17 protein-coding genes are annotated in these 20,730 nt (G+C 72.4%); 4 read left to right on the forward strand and 13 right to left on the reverse strand.

Features of this window, described 5'->3' with window-relative positions; translation table 11 throughout:
- The first annotated feature begins 135 nt into the window (after positions 1-135).
- On the forward strand, positions 136-1,659 hold the full coding sequence (locus tag ACWDA7_RS27135; RefSeq protein ID WP_450607122.1) for a N,N-dimethylformamidase beta subunit family domain-containing protein: 1,524 nt from the start codon (positions 136-138) through the stop codon (positions 1,657-1,659).
- Between the two features lie 125 nt (positions 1,660-1,784).
- The gene (locus tag ACWDA7_RS27140) at positions 1,785-2,540 is read left to right on the forward strand and encodes an NUDIX hydrolase (RefSeq protein WP_450607090.1); all 756 of its coding nucleotides are present in this window, start codon (positions 1,785-1,787) and stop codon (positions 2,538-2,540) included.
- A 74-nt stretch (positions 2,541-2,614) separates the two neighbouring features.
- Here ACWDA7_RS27140 and ACWDA7_RS27145 read toward each other — a convergent pair whose 3' ends face one another.
- The 11 genes from ACWDA7_RS27145 to ACWDA7_RS27195 all read right to left on the reverse strand — a co-directional run bounded on the left by ACWDA7_RS27145 (position 2,615) and on the right by ACWDA7_RS27195 (position 13,957).
- Entirely contained in the window at positions 2,615-3,313 is a 699-nt protein-coding gene (locus ACWDA7_RS27145; RefSeq protein ID WP_450607092.1) for an SDR family oxidoreductase, read from the reverse strand.
- Positions 3,314-3,480: 167 nt separating this feature from the next.
- Positions 3,481-4,050 carry a TetR/AcrR family transcriptional regulator gene (locus ACWDA7_RS27150; RefSeq protein ID WP_450607094.1) on the reverse strand — a complete coding sequence of 190 codons (570 nt, stop codon included), beginning with the start codon at positions 4,048-4,050 and terminating at the stop codon, positions 3,481-3,483.
- A 69-nt stretch (positions 4,051-4,119) separates the two neighbouring features.
- Positions 4,120-5,199 (reverse strand): hydrogenase expression/formation protein HypE, encoded by a 1,080-nt coding sequence (hypE, locus tag ACWDA7_RS27155; protein ID WP_450607095.1) that lies wholly within the window; start codon positions 5,197-5,199, stop codon positions 4,120-4,122.
- Positions 5,192-6,316, reverse strand: a complete 1,125-nt coding sequence (gene hypD, locus ACWDA7_RS27160) for a hydrogenase formation protein HypD (protein WP_450607097.1) — start codon at positions 6,314-6,316, stop codon at positions 5,192-5,194. The genes hypE and hypD overlap by 8 nt, the downstream gene beginning before the upstream one ends.
- Positions 6,313-6,621, reverse strand: a complete 309-nt coding sequence (locus ACWDA7_RS27165; RefSeq protein WP_450607099.1) for a HypC/HybG/HupF family hydrogenase formation chaperone — start codon at positions 6,619-6,621, stop codon at positions 6,313-6,315. The genes hypD and ACWDA7_RS27165 overlap by 4 nt, the downstream gene beginning before the upstream one ends.
- Before the next feature lie 55 nt (positions 6,622-6,676).
- Entirely contained in the window at positions 6,677-9,067 is a 2,391-nt protein-coding gene (hypF, locus tag ACWDA7_RS27170; RefSeq protein WP_450607101.1) for a carbamoyltransferase HypF, read from the reverse strand.
- Positions 9,064-9,837: a hydrogenase nickel incorporation protein HypB gene (gene hypB / locus ACWDA7_RS27175; protein WP_450607103.1), complete on the reverse strand. Its 774-nt coding sequence runs from the start codon at positions 9,835-9,837 to the stop codon at positions 9,064-9,066. The genes hypF and hypB overlap by 4 nt, the downstream gene beginning before the upstream one ends.
- Before the next feature lie 3 nt (positions 9,838-9,840).
- A complete protein-coding gene (locus tag ACWDA7_RS27180; RefSeq protein ID WP_450607105.1) occupies positions 9,841-10,236 on the reverse strand; it encodes a hydrogenase maturation nickel metallochaperone HypA/HybF in 396 nt (131 codons plus the stop codon).
- 207 nt (positions 10,237-10,443) lie between these two features.
- The gene (locus tag ACWDA7_RS27185; protein WP_450607107.1) at positions 10,444-10,986 is read right to left on the reverse strand and encodes a hydrogenase maturation protease; all 543 of its coding nucleotides are present in this window, start codon (positions 10,984-10,986) and stop codon (positions 10,444-10,446) included.
- Complete coding sequence (locus ACWDA7_RS27190; protein ID WP_450607109.1) at positions 10,983-12,224, reverse strand: hypothetical protein; 1,242 nt, start codon at positions 12,222-12,224, stop codon at positions 10,983-10,985. Before ACWDA7_RS27190 ends, ACWDA7_RS27185 begins: the two co-directional genes overlap by 4 nt.
- Positions 12,221-13,957 (reverse strand): enoyl-CoA hydratase-related protein, encoded by a 1,737-nt coding sequence (locus ACWDA7_RS27195; protein ID WP_450607110.1) that lies wholly within the window; start codon positions 13,955-13,957, stop codon positions 12,221-12,223. Before ACWDA7_RS27195 ends, ACWDA7_RS27190 begins: the two co-directional genes overlap by 4 nt.
- 296 nt (positions 13,958-14,253) lie before the next feature.
- Between ACWDA7_RS27195 and ACWDA7_RS27200 the strand changes: the two genes are divergently transcribed.
- Positions 14,254-17,052 carry a SpoIIE family protein phosphatase gene (locus ACWDA7_RS27200; RefSeq protein WP_450607112.1) on the forward strand — a complete coding sequence of 933 codons (2,799 nt, stop codon included), beginning with the start codon at positions 14,254-14,256 and terminating at the stop codon, positions 17,050-17,052.
- 127 nt (positions 17,053-17,179) lie between these two features.
- Entirely contained in the window at positions 17,180-18,028 is an 849-nt protein-coding gene (locus ACWDA7_RS27205) for a chitosanase (protein ID WP_450607114.1), read from the forward strand.
- Here the strand turns inward: ACWDA7_RS27205 and ACWDA7_RS27210 are convergent.
- Positions 18,016-19,932: a DUF2264 domain-containing protein gene (locus ACWDA7_RS27210; protein ID WP_450607116.1), complete on the reverse strand. Its 1,917-nt coding sequence runs from the start codon at positions 19,930-19,932 to the stop codon at positions 18,016-18,018. The two genes, ACWDA7_RS27205 and ACWDA7_RS27210, sit on opposite strands and share 13 nt — an antisense overlap.
- On the reverse strand, positions 19,929-20,730 hold an 802-nt coding region (locus ACWDA7_RS27215; protein WP_450607118.1), incomplete at its 5' end, for a hydroxyacid dehydrogenase. The genes ACWDA7_RS27215 and ACWDA7_RS27210, both read right to left, overlap by 4 nt.

The raw sequence follows: 20,730 nt of genomic DNA on the forward strand, positions 1-20,730 counted from the left end.
TCCGGCGGCCGGCCGCGGGGCGCGTCCCGCCCCGCCGTGCGACTCTGGCCTGAAGGCGATGGCACCCCGGCCGTGAGCAGGGGAGGCGATGTGAGTCCAGACGAACGGAGCAGGCCGCAGCACGGCGGTGAGCACATGCGGCGCCGGCACTTCCTCGGTGTGTGCACGGGCGTCGGGCTCGCCTCGGCGGCGGCCAGTGCCGATCCGGCCCCGCACGCGCGCAAGCGGTCCGCGGTAGCGGCCGCCCACCGGGCCGAATCCGAACGCGACCGTCCGGGGAGCCCGGACTGGCGCGTCACCTCGGAGGGCCCCGCCACGTCCGTCGCCGCCTACGCCGACCGGGTGAGCGTGACCCCGGGCGAGGAGTGCGGTCTGTACGTCTCGACGACCGCGTCCTCCGTCCGCGTCCATGCCTTCCGCATCGGCTGGTACGGCGGAGCCGAGGCCCGGCTCGTCTGGTCCTCCGGGCGCATACCGGGGCGACCGCAGACGGAACCCCGCCTGCTCCAGAGCACCCGCACGGTCCGCGCCGACTGGAAGCGCACCCTCGTGTTCAGCACGGACGGCTGGCCGGAGGGCGCGTATCTGCTGCGAGTGGACGCGGACAATGGGCACCAGCGCCATCTCCCGCTCATCGTGCGCTCCACCCGGGCCGCGGGACGTACCGTCCTGATGCACGCCCCGGCCACCTGGCAGGCGTACAACGGGTGGGGCGGGTACAGCCTGTACGCCGGCCCGTCGGGCGCCTACGCCACCCGGTCCCTGGCCGTCAGTCTCGACCGGCCCTACGACTCCGAGGGCAACGCCAGGTTCCTGACGTACGAGCGGGCGCTGGTGGTTCTGGCCGAACGGCTCGGCATACCGCTGGCGTACACCACGGGCATGGACGTGCATCGCGATCCGCGGGTCCTGCGCGACGCGACCGCCGTGCTCTGCCTGGGCCATGACGAGTACTGGACCCCGGAGCAGCGGCGGCACATCACCGAGGCCCGCGACACCGGCACCAACGTCGCGTTCCTCGGCGCGAACACGTGCTTCCGCCGGGTCCGGCTGGAGGAGGGCGAGAAGCAGTCCGACCGCACCGTGGTCTGCTACAAGTCCTCCGTCCGCGCCGACCCGTACTACGCGACCCGCCCCGCCCTGGCGACCACCGACTTCCGCCAGGCACCCGCGGCCGACCCGGAGTCGTCCCTCACGGGTGTCCTCTACGAGGGCTATCCGGTGGACGCGCCCTATGTCGTCCACACGGCGGATCACTGGCTGTACGAGGGCACGGGGGTGCGGGCAGGCGACGGCTTCGACCACCTGGTCGGCGTCGAGTACGACCGGGTCACCCCGGCGGCGCCCGTGCCCGAACCCCTGGAGATCACGGCCCACTCGCCGCTGGTGTGCAACGGCGAGCGCAGTCACAGCGACTCGGCCTACTACACGGTCCCGAGCGGAGCGGGCGTCTTCGCGACCGGCACCATGCGCTGGGTGGAGGCGCTCATGGCCGGCACCGCCGACGGTGGTCGCGACCACGGCATGGACGGCCGTACGCGAGCCTTCGTGACCCGCACCTCGGAGAACCTGCTGCGCGCCTTCGCGGAAGGCCCGGCGGCCGGCCGTCGCCCGGCACCGCGTCCCAACGTGGACGAGGTGTACACGAGGCCGGACTGAAGCACGGTCCGCCCTCTCCGTCCACGCCTCGGTCGAGCAGGGCCTCCCCGTTGCGTCCCCGTGCGCCGCGACACGTGCCGCGGCCCGCGGCGGCGGCCGAAGGCCGGGTGTGCCAGCATGTGCCGGTGAACGAGCCACTGCCGCGATCTTCCGATGTCGCCCTGCTGGACGTCCACCGGCTCCGGTTCGTCGAAGCGGCCACACCGCTGCTGTCGCCCGACGACCGTTCGGCCATGGACCGGGGGTGGGATGAGGCGGTCCGGGCCAACCCGAGCCTCTTCGACGGGCCGGTGGCGGCGTGCGCGGGCGTCGAACGGGAGGGTCCGCACAGCCTGGTGGTCTCCTGGGCACGGACGACCTACCGGCACTACGTCCTGCGCCGGGTACGGGGTGCCGTCTCCTGGCTGCCGTCGCTGTTCGTCGCCGTCGTCCAGCCGACGGACGACGGGCGCCTGATGGTGGCACGGATGTCGTCGTCCACAGCCGCCCCCGGCCGCTGGCAGCTGCCGGGCGGCTCCGTCGAACCGCCGGACGACCAGGAGCCCCTCGACCTCGGCACGCTGCGCCGACACGCCGCGCGGGAGCTGGTCGAGGAGACCGGGCTCGACATGCCACCCGGGGAACTGACGCTGTGGCGCGTCACCCGCGGCCGGAACGGGAACATAGGCGCCCTGTTCACCGCTCCCCGTAAGCCGGCGTCGTTCCTGTACGAACGATTCGAAGCCCTGGTGCGCTCGGAGACGGCAGACGGCGTGCAGCCGGAACTGGACCGGATCGCCCTGATCCGCTCCCCCGGCGATCTGGCCGGACTCGACGGCCCGCACGTGGACTATCTGGAACCGGTCGTACGCCTCTACACCCGGCCGGTGCCGCAGCCATGACCTGCGGTCTTTGCGGTGCGCCGCGAGGGCGGCGCCGGCGCACCGCCCCGATCGCCGTGCGGCCGTGACCGCGGTTACCGCAGCTGCTCGTACAGCGCCTCCAGGTCCCCGGCCAGCGCCGACTTGACCTGTCGGGTGATGTCGTCGACCAGCACCTCGTGGGCACCGGACTCGATGCCGTCGAGCGCCACCACGGCGACGTCGCGGGGGCTCGACTTGGGCGCGTCGATACCCGAGGTCATGTCGGTGTCGACGTAGGCCACATGGAGCCCCGTGACGGTGATGCCGCGCGGCCGCAGGTGCAGGCGCAGGGAGTTGGTCTGCGACCACAGCGCGGCCTTGGAGGCGCTGTAGGGGGTGCCGTCGGCGAGCCAGGACAGGGCGGAGTGCACGTTGAGGACGTGGCCGCCGCCGTTGCGCTCGATGACCGGGACGAAGGCGCGCGCGACCTGCAGCGGACCGTAGAAGTTGATGTCCATGTCACGGCGCACGTCGTTCATCGGCGAGTCGAGGTACGAAGCGTGGCTCGCGGTCCCGGCGTTGTTGATCAGGATCGTGACGTCCCCGGCCTGCTCGGCGGCGGCCGCGACGGAAGCGGGGTCGCTCACCTCCAGTGCCACCGGGACGGCGTCGGGGTGCGTCACCGTGCGGGGGTCGCGGGCCGTCGCGTAGACCTTGCCCGCACCACGGGCGTACAGCTCCTCCACCAGTGCCTTGCCGATACCCCGGTTGCCACCGGTGACGAGAACCGTGGCGTTTTTGATCGCGGTCATGATTGCCTCCACAGCAGGAAACCGATCGGTTTCCGCTTACCGTAAACCGATCGGTTTCCTCGTTCAAGTCGAGGCGCGCATTCAGTTTGGTTTTCCGACGCAGAGCGCGCGGCGGACGCGCCCCGGCCCCGGCGGAGGCGCTCAAGGCCCCGCCGGCGGCCGGTGGCTCAGCGCACGCCGGCCGCGTCGAGGAGGGTGGTGACGGTCGGGCCGACCAGTCCGGCCAGGGACTCGACCCGGGCGCCGGCGCGGGCGCTCGCACCGTCGAAGACCAGGACCAGTTGCCTGGCCAGCAGATCGGGATCACTCGCCCCGCCCCGTTCGGCCTCGCCGCGGAAGAAGGCGGTCAGATCCTGCTTGACCCGGCCGGCCACACGGCTCGCGGGATGGTCCGGGTCCTTGAGCTCGGTCAGCACGGCGAGGTAGGGGCAGCCCCGGTAGTCCGGGGCCACCGACTGCTCCTCCGTCCGCTCGAAGACGTACAGAATGCGTTCGCGCGGCGACCGACCGTCGTCGGCGTCCGGCAGCAGCTCGGCCGCGTAGACCGGAGCCCGCTTGTCCAGACTCGCCGCCAGCAGTTCGTCCTTGCTCTCGAACAACTGGTACATCGAGCGTTTCGACACACCCGCCGTCCGGCACAGCGCTTCGACGCCCACGCCGACACCCTCGAGGTAGGCGAGTCTGGCCGCCGCATCCAGCAGCCGGTCACGGGAACTCTGTTTCGCGTCCGTGGTCATGTACCAGAGGTTAGACCCGTTTCCACCCCATGAAAACCGATCAGTTTACCTGGTGACGGTCTGCGCGGGTCAGCAGATCCTCGGCAACTGTTCGCCGATCGGCATGTCCACCACGCGGGTGCCGCCGAGGCCGGTGCGGGCCACGACCATACCCGGATGGGTCGCCACCGCCTCGCCGATGATCCGGGACTCCCTGCCCAGGGGGTGCGCGCGCATGGCGTCCAGGACCGCGTCCGCGTGCTCGCGCGGGACGAACGCCACCAGCTTCCCCTCGTTGGCCACATACATGGGGTCCAGGCCCAGCACGGCGCACGCGTTGGCCACGGGCTCCGGGACCGGGACCTCGCGCTCCGTGATCACGACCCCGGTGCCCGAGGCGGCCGCGATCTCGTTCAGCGCCGCCCCGAGGCCGCCCCGGGTGGGATCGCGCAGGACGTGCAGGTCCGGGGTGACGGCGAGCATGGTGTCGACCAGTCCGACCAGGGCCGCGCAGTCGCTCTCGATCTCCACGCCGAATTCGAGGCCCTCACGAACGCTCATGACCGCCACGCCGTGCACACCGATCGGGCCGCTCACGATCACCACATCGCCCGGGACCACCCGCTGCGGCCGCAGGTCGACCCCCTCCGGGATCAAGCCGATACCGGCGGTGTTGATGAACACACCGTCGCAGTGGCCGGCCTCCACCACCTTGGTGTCGCCCGTCGCCACCTCGACTCCGGCGGCCCGTGCCGCCCTGCCGAGGGCGTCGGCGACGCGGGCGACCGTCTCCGTCTCGACGCCCTCCTCCAGAATGAATCCGCAGGACAGGTACGCCGCGCGGGCCCCGCTCATGGCGAGGTCGTTGACGGTGCCGTTGACGGCGAGATCGCCGATGCTGCCGCCGGGGAAGAACAGCGGGCGTACGACGAACGAGTCGGTGGAGAAGGCCAGTCGGACACCGCCCAGCGACAGGGCGGCGGCGTCGCCCAGCTGGGCAAGGGCGTCCGAGCCGTAGGCGGGTGCGAAGACGTGCTGGACCAGCTCGGCCGAGAGCGCCCCGCCCCCGCCGTGGCCCATCACGATGCGGGACTGGTCGCGCAGTGGAGCAGGGCAGGTCCAGGTCGCGGGGTCCACGGCCGGCGTGCCGAGGTCGAGGGTGTCAGACAACGGAGGTCGCCTCCCGGGGCTTGGGGGTGGTGTCCAGGCGCCGGTAGAGGTAGTACGCGGCGCAGGCGCCCTCGCTGGAGACCATGGTGGCTCCGAGCGGGGTACGGGGTGTGCACACGGTGCCGAACGCCTCGCACTCGTGCGGTTTGATCAGGCCCTGCAGAACCTCGCCGCTGCGGCACGCGGCGGGCTCCCGGGTCTGGATGTCCTCGACCGAGAAGCGGTGCTCGGCGTCGTATTCGCGGTACTCGGCGGAGAGCCGCCAGCCGCTGGCGGGGATCACGCCGATACCGCGCCAGGCGCGGTCGGTGACCTCGAAGACGTCCTCCAGCATGGCCTTCGCCGCCGGGTTCCCCTCGGGCCGGACGGCGCGCGGGTAGGCGTTGTCGACGGTGTGTTCGCCACGCTCCAGCTGTGCCACGGTCCGGCGTACGCCTTCGAGGATGTCCAGCGGTTCGAACCCGGTCACGACGATCGGGACGCGGTGGCGGGCCGCCAGATCCGGGTACTCGTCGACCCCCATCACGCTGCACACATGACCGGCGGCCAGGAAGCCCTGCACCCGGCAGCTCGGGGACTGCATGATCGCCTCGATGGCCGGAGGCACCCGGACATGGGAGACCAGCAGGCTGAAGTTCGGGATGCCCAGCTTGCGGGCCTGATACACCGTCATGGCGTTGGGCGGCGCGGTCGTCTCGAAGCCGATGCCGAAGAACACCACCTGCCGGTCGGGGTTCTGCTGCGCGATCTTCAGGGCGTCGAGCGGCGAGTAGACGACCCGGACGTCCCCTCCCTGGCCGCGTACCTGGAACAGGTCCCGACCGCTGCCGGGCACGCGGAGCATGTCGCCGAAGGAGCAGAAGACGACCTCGGGGCGGGAGGCGATCTCCAGCGCCTTGTCGATGACCTCGAGCGGGGTCACGCACACGGGACAGCCGGGACCGTGGATGAGTTCGATCTGGTCGGGCAGGAGCTGGTCGATGCCGTGCCGGATGATCGAGTGGGTCTGTCCGCCGCAGACCTCCATCAGCGCCCAGGGTCTGGTCACCGTGGCGTGGATCTCGTCGAGGAGCCGGCGCGCCAGTTCCGGGTCCTGGAATTCGTCGATGTACTTCACTTCCGCGCCTCCTCGCGCGCAGGCGGGAGAGCCCCGCCGGCTTCCGCGGCCATTTCCCAGGGGTCGCCGAACTCCTCCTGCAGCATGCCGAGGTTTTCGAACAGTTCGAGCGTCTTCTTCGCCGACTCCTCGTCGAGGCGCTGCAGGGCGAAGCCGACGTGGACGATGGCGTACTCCCCGACCTGGAGGTCGGGCAGGTACTCCAGGCACACCTCCTTGACCACACCGCCGAAGTCGACGGCGGCCATCCGGGTGCCGTCCCGCTCCTGGATGTCCAGCACTTTGCCGGGTACCGCCAGGCACATGGGCCTCTCCTCGCTGTGGGTGGTACGTGGCCCGGCGGCTGCCGGGACGGTCGGATCAGTCGGAGGTGTCGAGGCGGCGGGCGGCCACCATGAGCTGGCCGAGGGCCAGACCGCCGTCGCCCGGGGGAACGAGGTGGTGGCGCAGCACCGTGAAGCCGTCCGCGGCCAGGACCCCGGCACAGGCCGAGGAGAGCAGGGAGTTGAGGAACACGCCGCCGGTCAGAGCGACCGTGTCCACCGCGTGCCGCTCCCGCGCCAGCACGCACACGCGGTGGACGAGGCCGGTGACGGCCCGGTGGAAGCGGGCCGCGATCAGGACGGGTGCCACGCCCGCGCGCAGATCGCCGACGACGGCCGCGAGAACGGGTGCCGGATCCGCCCGCACCGGCCCGGTGTCCGCCTCCGGGTCCCCGACGCCGAACGTGTAGGCGGAGGTGTCACCGGCGGGCGCGTACAGCGCGGCGGCCTCCAGCTCGACGGCGGCCTGAGCCTCGTACCCCGCCCGGTGGCAGACGCCCGCGAGGGACGACACCGCGTCGAAGAGCCGCCCCATGCTGGAGGTGGGAGCGCAGTTGAGGTTTCGCTCCAACTGTCTTTCCAGCACCCGGCGTTCTCCCGGCGGGCAGGCGGCCACGCAGGCCAGCTCACCGGACCATGCGATCCCGGCCGTGCGCAGGTGCGCGAGCGCCATCCGATACGGCCGGTGCACCGCGGCATCGCCGCCGGGCAGTGGCACATAGGCGAGGTGCCCGAACCGGGTGAACCCGTCGTAGTCCGCGATCAGGAACTCGCCGCCCCACACGGCCCCGTCGTCGCCGTAGCCGGTGCCGTCGAACGCGACGCCGATCACCGGGCGGCTGCCGTCGAGCCCGTTCTCGGCCATCGCGGCGGCGACATGCGCGTGATGGTGCTGTACGCGGACCACGGGGCGGCCGGCCGCGTGGCGTTCGGCCCACCGGGCGGAGCGGTAGCCCGGATGCCGGTCGGCCGCCAGCAGCCCGGGCCGCACCGGGGTGATCGACTCCAGTTGTGCCACGGCGCACTCGAAGGCCCGCTGGGTGGCGAGATCGTCCATGTCGCCGATGTGCGCGGACAGCCAGGCCTGTCGGCCCTCACCGAGGCAGAAGGCGTTCTTGAGGTCTCCACCGACGGCGATGCCGGGGCGTACGGGCACCGGGAGCGTCAGCGGCAGGGGCGCGTACCCGCGGGCACGGCGCACGACCAGCGGCAGGCCGTCGCACACGCGCACCACGGAGTCGTCGCAGGGCACATGGATCGGCCGGTCGTGCGTGAGCCAGGCGTCGGCCAGGTGCGCCAGCCGTTCGAGCGCCTCCCCGTCGTCGGTGACGATCGGTTCGCCCGACACATTTCCGCTGGTCATGACGAGCAGTCGAGGACCCGCGGGGTCGCCGGGGAGCCCGAACAACAGGCGGTGCACCGGCGTGTACGGCAGCATGACGCCGAGGTCGGGGCTGCCGGGCGCCACGGTCCGGGCCGGGCGCGGGGCATCCGCTGCGGGAATGCAGCCGATGCGGCGGCGCAGCAGTACGACGGGTCTCACGGCTCCGTCGAGCAGCTCGCGCTCCTCGGGGGAGATCCGGACCAGGTGCTCGATGTCGTCGACGCCACCGGCCATGACCGCGAACGGTTTGCCGTCGCGGGCCTTGCGGCGGCGCAGCCTGGCGACCACCTCGGAATCGGTGGCGTCGCAGGCCAGGTGATATCCGCCGAGGCCCTTGACCGCGAGGATCGCGCCGCTCGCCAGAAGCCTGCGCGCCTCGGCCACCGGGTCCGCCGCGGCTGACGGTACCGGTGTGCCCGCGCCGTCCTGCGGGTGGACGAGCAGGCGGAGCCGGGGTCCGCAGTGCGGGCAGGCCACCGGCTGGGCGTGGAAACGGCGGTCTGCCGGATCGGCGTACTCCCGGGCGCAGTCGGAACACATCGGGAAGTCCGCCATCGTGGTGTGCGGCCGGTCGTAGGGCAGGCCCGTGACGATCGTGAACCGTGGGCCGCAGTGCGTACAGTTGACGAACGGATGGCGGTGGCGCCGGTCCGCAGGGTCGGCCAGTTCGCGCAGGCACGCGGCGCAGGTGGCGGTGTCCGGCGGGATCAGGGTTCCGGCGGGCCCGTCCGTACGGGAGGCGAGGATGGCGAACGCGGTGTCGCCGGTGACGGGCACCTCTTCGTGTTCGACGCGGTCCACGCGGGCCAGCGGCGGTACCTCGCGGGCGATGCGGTCGCAGAACCCGGCGATGGCCTCGGGTGCTCCCTCGATCTCCACGACGACGCCCTGCGGGGTGTTGGTCACATGCCCGTACAGGCCGAGTCCGGTGGCGAGCGTGTAGACGTAGGGCCGGAAACCGACGCCCTGCACCACGCCGCGCACGGTCACCCTTCGGCGCAGCGACGTGGGGACCGCGACGGCCGCCGGGGGCACACCGCTCACGAGCGCGAAGGTGCCATGACCCCGGAGCCGTCCGTGTGGTCATGGGTCCGGTCATGAGCGTGGTCATGACCGTGGCCGTGGGGCTGACGGGCCATGACGGGCATGTGCGGGGGCGCACCGTCGGCGGCCGCCAGCGCCCGGTCGAGCAGGGCGCCGAGGCCGAACTCCCGGCGGGCCGAGGTCAGCAGCACCTCCACCCCGGGGTTGACCCGTTCGACGTTCGCGCGGAACGCGGCCTCGTCGAACGCGGCCGCCTCGGCGAGGTCGGTCTTCGTGACCACCACCAGGTGGGCGAGGCCGAAGGCGGTCGGGTACTTGAGCGGCTTGTCCTCGCCCTCGGTCACGGAGGCGAGCACGACCCGCAGCGTCTCCCCCAGGTCGTAGGAAGCGGGGCAGACGAGGTTGCCGACGTTCTCCACGAACAGCAGCCGGGTCGCATCCGGCAGCCAGCCCGCCACATGGCGGGCGAGCATCCCGGCCTCCAGGTGGCACAGCCCGTCGGTGAGGGCCTGCTTGACCGGGACTCCCGAACGCGCCAGCCGCGCCGCGTCGTTCTCGGTGGCGAGGTCGGCGGTGAGCGCCGCCACCGGCACGGACCGCTCGCGGGCCAGCACCAGTTCGCGTTCCAGCAGCGCGGTCTTGCCGCTCCCCGGGCTCGAAAGCAGGTTGACGACGGTGGTGCCGCGAGCCGTCAGCTCGGCGCGAAGGGTGTCCGCGGCCCGGTCGTTCTTGGCGAGTACGGCCTGCTTCAGGTCCACCACACGGCACATGGTTCAGCGCTCCTCGGGGATCGGTTGGGGGGTGGGCGCGGCTGCCCGTCCGTCCTCCCACTGCACGCCGACGATCTGGAGCTCGCGGCCCGACAGCAGGTCGGTGGTCCCCCCGTCGCACAGCGGGCAGCTCAGCAGGGGTGGCATACCGACGGCCCATTCGTGTGCGCAGGGTGTGCAGCGGGCCCGTCCGGGCACCGTGTCCGTGACCAGCTCGGCGCCCTCCAGCACGGTTCCCGCGCAGGCCAGTTCGAAGCAGAAGGAGAGGGCATCGGGGACGACGCCGGCCAGTTCGCCGACCTGGAGCCGCACCGAGAGCACCGCCGTGACGCCACCGGCCCGCTCGGCCGCCTCTTCCACCTGGCCGATTACCGCCATCGCGATGGACATCTCGTGCATGCGTCTCCGTCCCGGCGAAGACCGGTCCCCGCCCCGTGGGACAGGGCGTGCGTACGCGGCCCGCCGGTGTCCATTAGAGGTGAGCCGCCATGGAGCACGAGACCGGCACGCCGTCACTCCCCGGCCGCGTACACCGTTCGCCGCAACGGACCGTCCGGCGGCGCACGGCCCGTTACGCGGGGCGCCGGAGGCCGGGGGCGGCGCTCCTCACTGCGCGGCGTCGCCGACGAGGCTCTGCGGCGTCGTCCGGCCGTCGTCCTGGTTCCGCAGCAACTTCTCGATCAGCCGGACCGCCTGGGGTACGGCTGCGGACACCGGCGCGGAAAGGCCGATGCGCTCCTCCACCGAGGCGGGTTCGCAGCCCACGACGAGTGTGCGCCGCGGCGGACGTGCCCCGGTTCCGGCGCAGAGTGTGCCGAGCAGCGCGAGTACGGCGTCGGGGGCCATCCGGTGGCCGTCGAGCGCTACGCCCTCCGCGTCCAGACCCGCGCTGTCGTGCTCGATGACGTACAGCGTCCCGGGCTCGCCGCCGCGCTCGGTGGCGTCCACCAGGATCAGTGTGCCGTAGCCGTCGAGGACCTGGTACGCGAGGTGCACACCCCGCACCCCGATGTCCACGACCTCGACCGCGTCGGGCAGATCGCGCCCGGCCAGCGCGCGCACGGTCTCCACGCCGAAGCCGTCGTCCCCGAGGAAGATGTTGCCGATGCCTGCGACGAGGACCCTGCCGTCGTCCGGGGGAAGGCTCATGTGTCGTCCTCCAGTGGGGTGACCTCGTCGGGCCGGAAGTAGAGGAAGGTTCCCTGTACGCGGCGGATGTCGGCGCCGGGGTCGTCCTCCACCGTCACCGCCAGGTACACCGTGTCGTCCACGTCGTTCAGCACGGCCTCGACCCTCGCGGTGCGCCCTCGCAGGAAGAGGTCCTGTGCGTCGGTGCGCCGCATCCCCGGCTTCAGGCGCACCCGGCTTCCGACGGCAACCGGGCGGCCCTCCACGACGACCCGGTCGGACACCGGGGATGCCTCGGTCGCGGTCACCGGATCCCGCCACTCGGGGGGCGCCGAGCCCGCTGGGCCGCGGATCGCATCGGCTTCGGGGGTGTGGACGACGGCGGGAGCACCGGAGCCGTCGGGCGCGGGGACCGGGTGGTCCTCCAGGATGACCGGCGAGGACAGCACCACGTCCGCGCGGCCCCGTTCGCCCGCGAGGACGGGCCAGGTGTGCAGATTGCGGCAGGCCGCGGCCGCGCCCTTGGCCCACTCCGGAGGATCGGTCATCGAAAGGAACGACCCGGCGCTCAGCCCCATCAGCAGATGGGTGGCCACCAGGCAGTGCGGGAGCGCCGCGTCCCGGTCCGCGGGCCGTTTCTCCGCGGGTGCCCAGCCGCTCGTGTTCTCCACGACGGCGGTCAGCCGCATGAGCCGGAACGGCCCCTCGAGTCTGCGGGCCGACAGCCGCAGTACGCCGTTGATCTCCTCGTGGCGGTGGATCAGACGGCCGGCGACGCGGCCGTCCCCGTCCAGGACCGCTTCGCTCTCCTCGCTCGCGGGGCAGCCGAAGGGGATGGTGATCCCGTCGCCGCCGGCGAGTTCCGCCACCGTGAGCAGGGCCTCCACATGCTCTTCGGTTCCCTCGTCCAGGGAGACCAACATCCCATCGGGGGAAGCGAGTTCGGGTACGGTCTCGAACTCTCCGTCCGGGCGGGCGCGCTGGACGGTGCGCCGCCGGGCGCGGAGGAAGCGCAGTTCGACCGCCAGGCAGGCATCCGTCCCGGGTTCCATAAGGCATTCGGTGTACTGGAAGTCGTACTCCTCGTCGTCGGTGTCCCAGGCGGGCGGGACGAGCACACCGAACGGCCGCAGCCGGCTCCTGCCGGCGGTGGCGCGGTGCGGGTGGAGGGGGCAGCCCTCGAAGAGGACGGCGTCGGCCACCCGCCGGGCGAGGGCGAGGCGCGCCTCGGTCTCGGGGGCGAACGAGGTGACGCTCACGGCGCGGTCCTTCCGGTGGTCGGGCTTCCGCTGCCGACCGGATCCGCCCCGGTCCGGCCGCCCGTGGCGAGGGCGATGTGCGGGGGCGTGCACAGGGGCTTCTCCTTGCGTACGAAGGCTCGCCTCAGTGCGTGGTAGGGAGCATCCGGGTCGTGGAAGATGCGGTGCATCTCGGCCAGCTCGCGGGCCCGGAAGGCGGACAGCGGCTCGACGCTCTCCTGGCGTTCCAGGTCCGCCTTCTTCGACGCGAGGCGTGAGCGGCTTCCCGGCAGCGACGCCAGCCGGGCCGCCAACCTGCCCGCCTCCGCCGCGAAGTCCTGCGGCCCGCACTCGACCACCCGGTCGACGAGTCCGAGGCGGCGGGCGCTCACGGCGCTCATCGGAAGGGCCTCGTGCATCAGCCGGTCGGCCGCCGCGGCACCCACCCGGCGCGGCAGCGTGTACGTCCAGTACTCCGATCCGTACAGGCCCATCAGCCGGTAGTGCGGGCTCAGTACGCAGCCGGCGCGGCACCACACCTCGTCGGCCGCCAGGGCGAGCATCACGCCGCCGGCCGCGGCGTTGCCGGCGAGCGCCGCGACCACCAGCCGGTCGGTGGTCCTCAGGACCGCTTCCACCAGGTCATCCATGGCGTTGATGTTCGCCCAGGACTCCGCCGCGGGGTCCTCGGCGGCCTCGATGACGCCCAGGTGGATCCCGTTGGAGAAGAAGTCCCGTCGGCCGCCCAGCACGAGCACCGAGGTGGGACGCGCACAGGCCTCGCGGTAGGCGTCCAGCAGGCGCCGGCACTGAGAGGTACTCATCGCGCCGCTCGGGAAGGAGAACGAGAGGAAGCCGACGCTCCCCTCCTCGCGGTACCGGATGTCCGTCCAGGTGCGCAGGCCCGGACCGGCCAGTGCGGGCAGCCGCGGCAACGCGGGCAGCAGGTCGCCGAGGGCCTGTACGGCCGGGAGTTTGACCGTGGCCGGATGCCCGGGACGCCGTCGGCGGCGCAACTCGGGGATCCATACGGCGCCGTCCTTCGTCGCCCGGCAGATCGCCCCGGCCCGGCTGGCCAGCAACTCCCCCGGCGTGCCGCGCAGGACGTCCTCGGGGTGGCCGCCGTGCAGGTACCACTCCTCGCCCAGCAGCGTGTCCAGCACACCCGGCCGGGAGTCGGCGGCGCGCAGTCTGCGCAGGACGGTCGCGGTGGGGTCCGTGTTCCAGTCGATCGTCCGGACGCTCTGGTCGAGGTACGGACGGGTCCGCGCCGCTTCCTGCCGGAGGGGGCGGTAGCTGCCGGAGGCGAACCGCTCCACGGCGAGCAGCACGGCCGCCAGCGCCGCGTCGGCGATCTCGTTGCGGTACAGATCACTCTTGGCCAGCGGCGGGAGAGGACACGCGACGGACGCCCACACGGCGCCGGCGTCCATCACCTCCTCGGCCTGCAGGACCGTCACCCCCCACTGCTCGGCGCCACCCTGGATCGCCCAGTCGAGGGAGGACGGTCCGCGGTCGCCCACGGGACCCGGGTGGACGACGAAGCAGGGGCGGGTCGTCCACACCTGCCGGGGGATGGCCGTCCTCAGCATCGGCGCGATGACGAGCTCCGGCCCCTGCCGGGATACGGCGTTTGTCAACGAGTCGGCGGACAGGGCGAGTTCCACCGCCACGGTGTGGCCGCGGTCCCGCAGTTCGGCATGGACGCGCTGGGTGAGGCTGTTGAACGCGCTGGCCACGAGCAGGATGTGCACGGTGGGCTCCCGGCGGACGACGTGCGGGCAGATCAGCCCCGCCGAGTGTGATCGTGAGGCACGTCCGGTCCATCTGCTCCGAAGACAAGCCGCCGGGTCACTCGAACGCGGGCGCCGGAGGGCTGCTCGGGCGCGAGACCGTGCTGGGGCACGGCTGTTGCGCTCCGGGAGACCGACCGCGGCCGCCCGGCGCGCTGCGTTCCGCGGGGGCTCCCGCCTCGTTTCCGGCCGCTGGGCGGGCACCACCGTGTGTGACGCCCCTCGCCTCTTGGGGCGCGGCAGTGTAGACATGGCACATGGTCCGGCTCCTGCGTCGAACCGGCACCCGGTCGACCCGCCCAAGCGGCCCGCGCGCGCCACGCGCTCACCGCTTTCGCCGAGCGCCCGCGAGTGAGGGACGGCAGGCTGAGCACCGCCACCAGGAGGAGCGTGCGCCGGACGCGGGGCCCGCCGCGCCGAGTCCGCTCGCGGGGATCTGGTCGGCGCTGACCGGGCGCAGTGTCGCCGGGCAGGTCTTCGTCCTGCAAGTGGTCATCGTGCTGCTGCTGGTCTTGTCGGCGGTGGTCGCGCTGCTGCTGCAGGTGCGGCACGACACCACTCAGGAGGCCCGCCACCGCTCCCTCGCCGTCGCCGAGGCGTTCGCCAACGCGCCGGGCACACGTGACGCGCTGAGCAGCCCGGACCCGACCGCGGTGCTGCAGCCGCGGGCCGAGGCGGCACGCAAGGAGGCGAAGGTCGACTTCGTCGTTGTGATGAACACCGAGGGCATCCGCTACACCCATCCCAAGCCGGACCGCATCGGCAAGAAGTTCGTCGGGACCATCGAACCCGCGCTGGCGGGTGGCATCGTGATCGAGGAGATCAACGGGACCCTCGGCCGGCTGGTGCAGGCCGTGGTGCCCGTCAAGGCGCCCGACGGCAAGGTCGTGGGCCTGGTGTCGGCCGGTATCACCACGGAGCACGTGGGCGGCGCGGCGGATCGGCAACTGCCGCTCGTGCTGGCGGCGGCCGCCGCGGGGCTGGTCCTGGCGACGGCCGGGACCGCGCTCGTCAGCAGGCGGCTGCTGCGCCAGACCCACGGCCTGGGACCGCGCGAGATGACCCGGATGTACGAACACCACGACGCCGTGCTGCACTCCGTCCGGGAGGGAGTGATCATCGTCGGCGGCGACGGACGTCTGCTGCTCGCCAACGACGAGGCCCAGCGGCTGCTCGACCTGCCGCCGGACGCGGAGCGGCGGCACGTGAGCGACCTCGGGCTTCCGCCCGACACCGCCGCCCTGCTCGCGTCGGGGCGGATCGCCACGGACGAGGTCCACCTGGTCGAGGACCGGCTGCTGGCCGTCAACCAGCGGCCAACGGATCTGGAGGGAGCCCCGGCCGGTCATGTCGCGACCCTCCGTGACTCGACCGAGCTGCGCGCCCTCTCCGGCAAGGCCGAGGAGGCACGCGAGCGCCTCACGCTGCTCTACGACGCCGGTGTGGGTGTCGGTACCAGCCTTGACGTGACGCGTACCGCGCAGGAGCTGGCGCGGCTGGCCGTCCCCCGGTTCGCGGACTTCGCCACCGTGGACCTGTTCGAGGAGGTGCTGCGCGGAGAGGAGCCGGAGGCGGGCAACGAACTGCGGCGCACCGCGTTCAGCGGGATCCGCGAGGACCCTCCCCTGTACCCGGTGGGTGACCGGATCCGTTTCGTCGCGACCACTCCCCAGGCGCACAGCCTGGGCAGCGGCCGGGCCGCCCTGGAACCCCGCCTCGGCGAGGCCCCCGGCTGGCTCGCCCAGGACCTCGAGCGGACCGCGCAGGTGGTGGAGTACGGAATCCACTCGCTGATCACCGTTCCGGTGCGGGCGGGAGGCGTGGTGCTCGGAGTGGCCAACTTCTGGCGCTCGCAGAAACCCGAGCCCTTCGACGAGGAGGAACTGGCCCTCGCGGAGGAACTGGTGGCCCGTGCCGCGGTGTCCATCGACAACGCGCGCCGCTACACGCGGGAGCACGGCATGGCGGTGACCCTGCAGCGCAGTCTGCTGCCGCGGAAGCTGCCGGAGCAGGACGCCCTGGACATCGCCTCCCGGTACCTCCCGGCGCAGGCCGGGGTGGGTGGCGACTGGTTCGACGTGCTGCCGCTGTCGGGCGCCCGCGTGGCGCTGGTCGTCGGCGACGTCGTGGGCCACGGCCTGCACGCGGCGGCCACGATGGGACGGCTGCGCACGGCGGTCCACAACTTCTCCGCGCTGGATCTGCCGCCCGACGAACTCCTCGGCCTGCTCGACGAACTGGTGGGCCGTATCGACCAGGACGAGGCGACCGAGGGCGGCAGCGCCCCCGTCACGGGCGCGACCTGTCTGTACGCGATCTACGATCCGGCCTCCCGGCGCTGCGCCGTCGCCCGGGCCGGTCACCCGCCGCCGGCCCTGATTCGGCCCGACGGCCGCGTCGAGTTCCTGGACGTGCCCGCCGGTCCCCCGCTCGGCCTCGGTGGGCTTCCGTTCGAGACGGCGGAGCTGGAGTTGGCGGAGGGCAGCCGTCTCGTCCTCTACACGGACGGGCTCGTCGAGGACCGCGAGCACGACATCGACGCCGGGCTCGAGCTGCTGCGCACCGCGCTGACGGAGGCCGGGCCGTCGCCCGAGGACACCTGCCGGGCGGTGCTGGACGCCAAGCTGCCGCACCGGTCGAGCGACGACATCGCCCTGCTCGTCGCGCGCACCCGGACCCTCACAGCCGGCCATGTCGCCCAGTGGGAGGTGCCGATGGACCCGGCGGCCGTCGCCGAGGTACGCGCGGCGGTGACACGGCAGCTGGCGCAATGGGGGCTGGAGGAGCTGACGTTCACGACCGAGCTGATTCTCAGCGAACTGGTCACCAACGCCATCCGCTACGGCAGTTCTCCCATCCACGTCCGCGTGCTGCGCGACCGCAGTCTGATCTGCGAGGTCTTCGACGCCGTCAGCACCTCGCCGCATCTGCGGTACGCGACGATGACGGACGAGGGCGGACGCGGCCTCTTCCTCGTCGCGCAGCTCGCCGAGCACTGGGGAACCCGCTATACGCCGACGGGCAAGGTCATCTGGGCCGAACAGCCGCTGTCCTGAGGCCTGTTCACAGGAGTGATCGCCGCCGGAAACTTGGCGCTTGACGGGTACCCAACACTCAGGGGATCTGATAGTAAACCTTCCTATCAGTACAACTCACCACCCCCCGAACCCACTTGGAGTCCCCGTGGCACATCCGTTCCACGACACGCAGGGCGCCCGCGTCACCTCCCGCCGCACCGTCCTCGCGCTGATCGGCGCCTCCCTGGCGGCATTCCCGCTCCTCGACGCCCCGAGCGTCTCGGCCACTCCGGCAGCCGCGAAGGCGACCGGACTCGACGACCCGGCGAAGAAGGAGATCGCCATGAAGCTGGTGTCGAGCGCGGAGAACTCCTCCCTCGACTGGAAGGCGCAGTACAAGTACATCGAGGACATCGGCGACGGACGCGGCTACACGGCCGGCATCATCGGATTCTGTTCCGGCACCGGCGACATGCTCGACCTCGTCCAGCTCTACACCGACCGCAAGCCCGGCAACGTCCTCGCCAAGTACCTGCCCGCACTGCGCGATGTGAACGGCACCGACTCGCACGACGGACTCGACCCCAACTTCCCCAAGGACTGGCGCAAGGCGGCCCAGGACACGGCGTTCCAGCAGGCGCAGAACGACGAACGCGACCGGGTGTACTTCAACCCAGCCGTCCAGCAGGGCAAGGCCGACGGCCTCGGCGTCCTCGGGCAGTTCACGTACTACGACGCGATCGTGATGCACGGCGACGGAGACGACCCCACGAGCTTCCGCAACATCCGCAAGCGCGCCCTGCGCACGGCGAAGCCGCCGGCGCAGGGCGGCGGCGAGGTGGCGTACCTCAACGCCTTCCTCGACGCGCGGGTGTGGGCGATGAAGCAGGAGGAGGCGCACAGCGACACCAGCCGGGTCGACACCGAACAGCGTGTCTTCCTGCGCAAGGGCAATCTGAACCTCGACCCGCCGCTGGACTGGAAGGTGTACGGCGACAGCTATCACATCGGCTGACGGCCCGGCTCCCGCTCCACGAGTGAGACCTTCAACGGCCGGAACTCCACCCGGGTCCGGGCCCCGTCCCCGGCCCAGGTGACCTCGACGGCGTCGTCGTCGGCCAGCACGCCGGCGACGACGTCGGCCAGGGGGGCGGGCCCGGGTTCGGCGGTGAGGACGGCCAGGCACACATGCACCGACGTGCCTCCGCCGGGCCCGGTGAGCCTTGGCACCCGGGCCCAGCGGGTCCAGGCCGTGCCCTGCGGCGCGCGGACCGTCTCAAGGCCGTCGTCCCAGCCGTACAGCCCGTGCAGCGCCGACACGACGGGCTCCTCGGGTCCGCTGGCCCATCCCGTCTGGGTGACACGGGCGCCCTCCGGCGCCCCGGCCACGCGGTGGATCCGCAGTTCGTACCGCCCCCGCACTACCGTGACGCTCTCCACGCGCAGGCCCGGCACCATCGGGGGCCCGGCGGCGAAGACGGGCCGGTGCCAGGACGCGGCCCAGCCCCAGCCGTCGCCGTGCTCGGCTCCCAGGGGACTGATACGGCGCCGTACGCTTCCGCGGCCGTTCACCACGACCGAGAAGTGGTTGTCCGCGACGTTCCCGAGGGCCGTGGGCCCGGTGCGTGTGGAGTACGCCTGGCGGCCGTAGTGCGGATCGTCCTCCGCCGCCGACTCTCCCTGGTGCGGACGTACGTCGTCGCTGCCGTGGTTGTGCAGTCGTACGATCCCGTCCGCGTGAGTCGACTGCACCAGCAACCCCGGTGCGGGCAGGGCGAGAACACGGCCGGCGGCCTCCACCGGCGCGGGCTCCTCGCGGGCCGTCCACAGCGGATCGCCGGCCGGCGCCAGCAGGGCCACGAACGCCTTGGACGCCCAGTAGGGGGACGCGGGACCGGAGTAGCTCTGCAAAGTCGCCTCGTGCGGGCCGTGCCAGCCGAGGCCGAGCAGCCCGTCCTCAGTGAGGCAGCCGCGGTCCAGGAAGTAGCGCAGACTGCCGCTGATCAGCCGTCGGGAGGTGCCGGGCGGCAGCGGGGTGTGGCCGGTCACAGCGCCCAGGCCGACGGCCGCCGACGCGGCGAACCGGTAGGTCAGCGACCGGCCGAAGTACAGCGGCGCGCCGTCCGCGCCGAACATCGACGAGAAGCCGTCCAGATGCGTGCGCAGCCTGGCGCCATGAAGGGCGGACAGTTCCGCGTGCCCGCCGAGGTGGGCGTCGAGCACCGGATACAGGTGCAGGGCCCAGCCGTTGTAGTGGTCGAAGGCGCGTCCGTCCCCGTCCGCGTACCAGCCGTCGCCCCGGTACCAGCCCTCCAGCAGTTCCAGCGCGCGTTCCCGGACCGCGGCGGTCTCCGCGTCGCCGCGGCCCACGGACTCCAGGAACCCGGCGACGGTGAACGGGAAGAGGTACCAGTTGTTCGGCGAGGGCGTGTGCCGCAGTGCTCCGCGCAGCCACTCCTCCGCCCGGTCCTGGACACCGGGGGCGAGGTGCTTCCACAGCCAGGGTGCGGTCAGCCGCAGCCCGAGCGCGACGGACGCCGACTCCACCATCGGCTGGCCCTGGACGTCGTGACCGAGGATCAGGGGCCATGACTCGCCGTCGTCGCGGCCGGGGGTGCGCGTACCCGCGTCCAGACCGCGCGCATACCGCTCCAGCCAGCCGTGCGGGTCGCCGCCGCCGGCGCCGGCCACGCGGAACGCGGCGGCGAGGAAGGTGCGGGCGTAGCCCTCAAGACCGTCGGAGCGCACTCCCGAGCGAGAGGGCCGTCCGGGCAGGTCGAGCAGGGCACCACCCGGTGTGCTCCAGCGCCACGCGGATGCCAGCAGCCCGTCGGCCACAGCCTCCCAGTGGGTCCGGAGGTAGCCGGTGTACGGGCTCGACTCACGGTCCTCCGGGGGCAGTTCGAAGGGGATGCTCATGCCTGGAACGCCAGCCTTTCGCGTCGTACGGGATGCAGGAAGCCCGCGCCCGACGCCCAGCGCGCGGTCTCGGCCAGGGCGAGCTCGGCGAGGCGGCGCCACTCGTTGCCCTGACTGCCTGCCAGATGCGGGGTGATGAGCACGTTGTCGCAGTCCCACAGCGGGTGCACGGGTGGCAGTACCTCGGGATCGGTCACATCGAGGACGGCACGGATGCGGCCCGCCACGGCGGCCTCGGTCAGCGCGTCCTGGTCGACGACGGCGCCCCGGGCGGTGTTGATCAGTACGGCGCCCGGGGGCATCGCCCCGATCAGCTCGCGGCTGACCAGACCGCGGGTCGCGGGCAGCAGCGGGGTGTGCACGCTGACGGTGTCGCTGCGCGTGAACAGTTCGGGCAACCCGACTCGGGTCACGCCGAGTTCCGCCGCGTCCGCGTCGGTGACGTACGGGTCGTACAGGAGCACTTCGAGATCATGCGGGCGCAGCAGCTCGATGACCCGGCGGCCGATGAGCGACGCCGACAGGATGCCCACGGTGCGGCGGAAGTTGCCGACGGCGCGGGGCGTGCGCAGCCAGGTGTCCCCGGTGCGGCGGACGCGGTGGTCGCGGGCTCGTTCCAGGACCTGCTTGCCGGTGAGCAGGATCATCGCGAGGGTGTACTCGGCGACCGGCACCGCGTTGGCCGAGGCGGCGGAGGACACCTCGATGCCGCGCTCCCAGCAGGCTTCGGTGATGTGCGAGCGCACGCTGCCCGCGGTGTGCACCACCGCGCGCAGCCGGGGCGGCTGCGCGACGGGG

The organism is Streptomyces sp. NPDC001156, assembly GCF_053598275.1.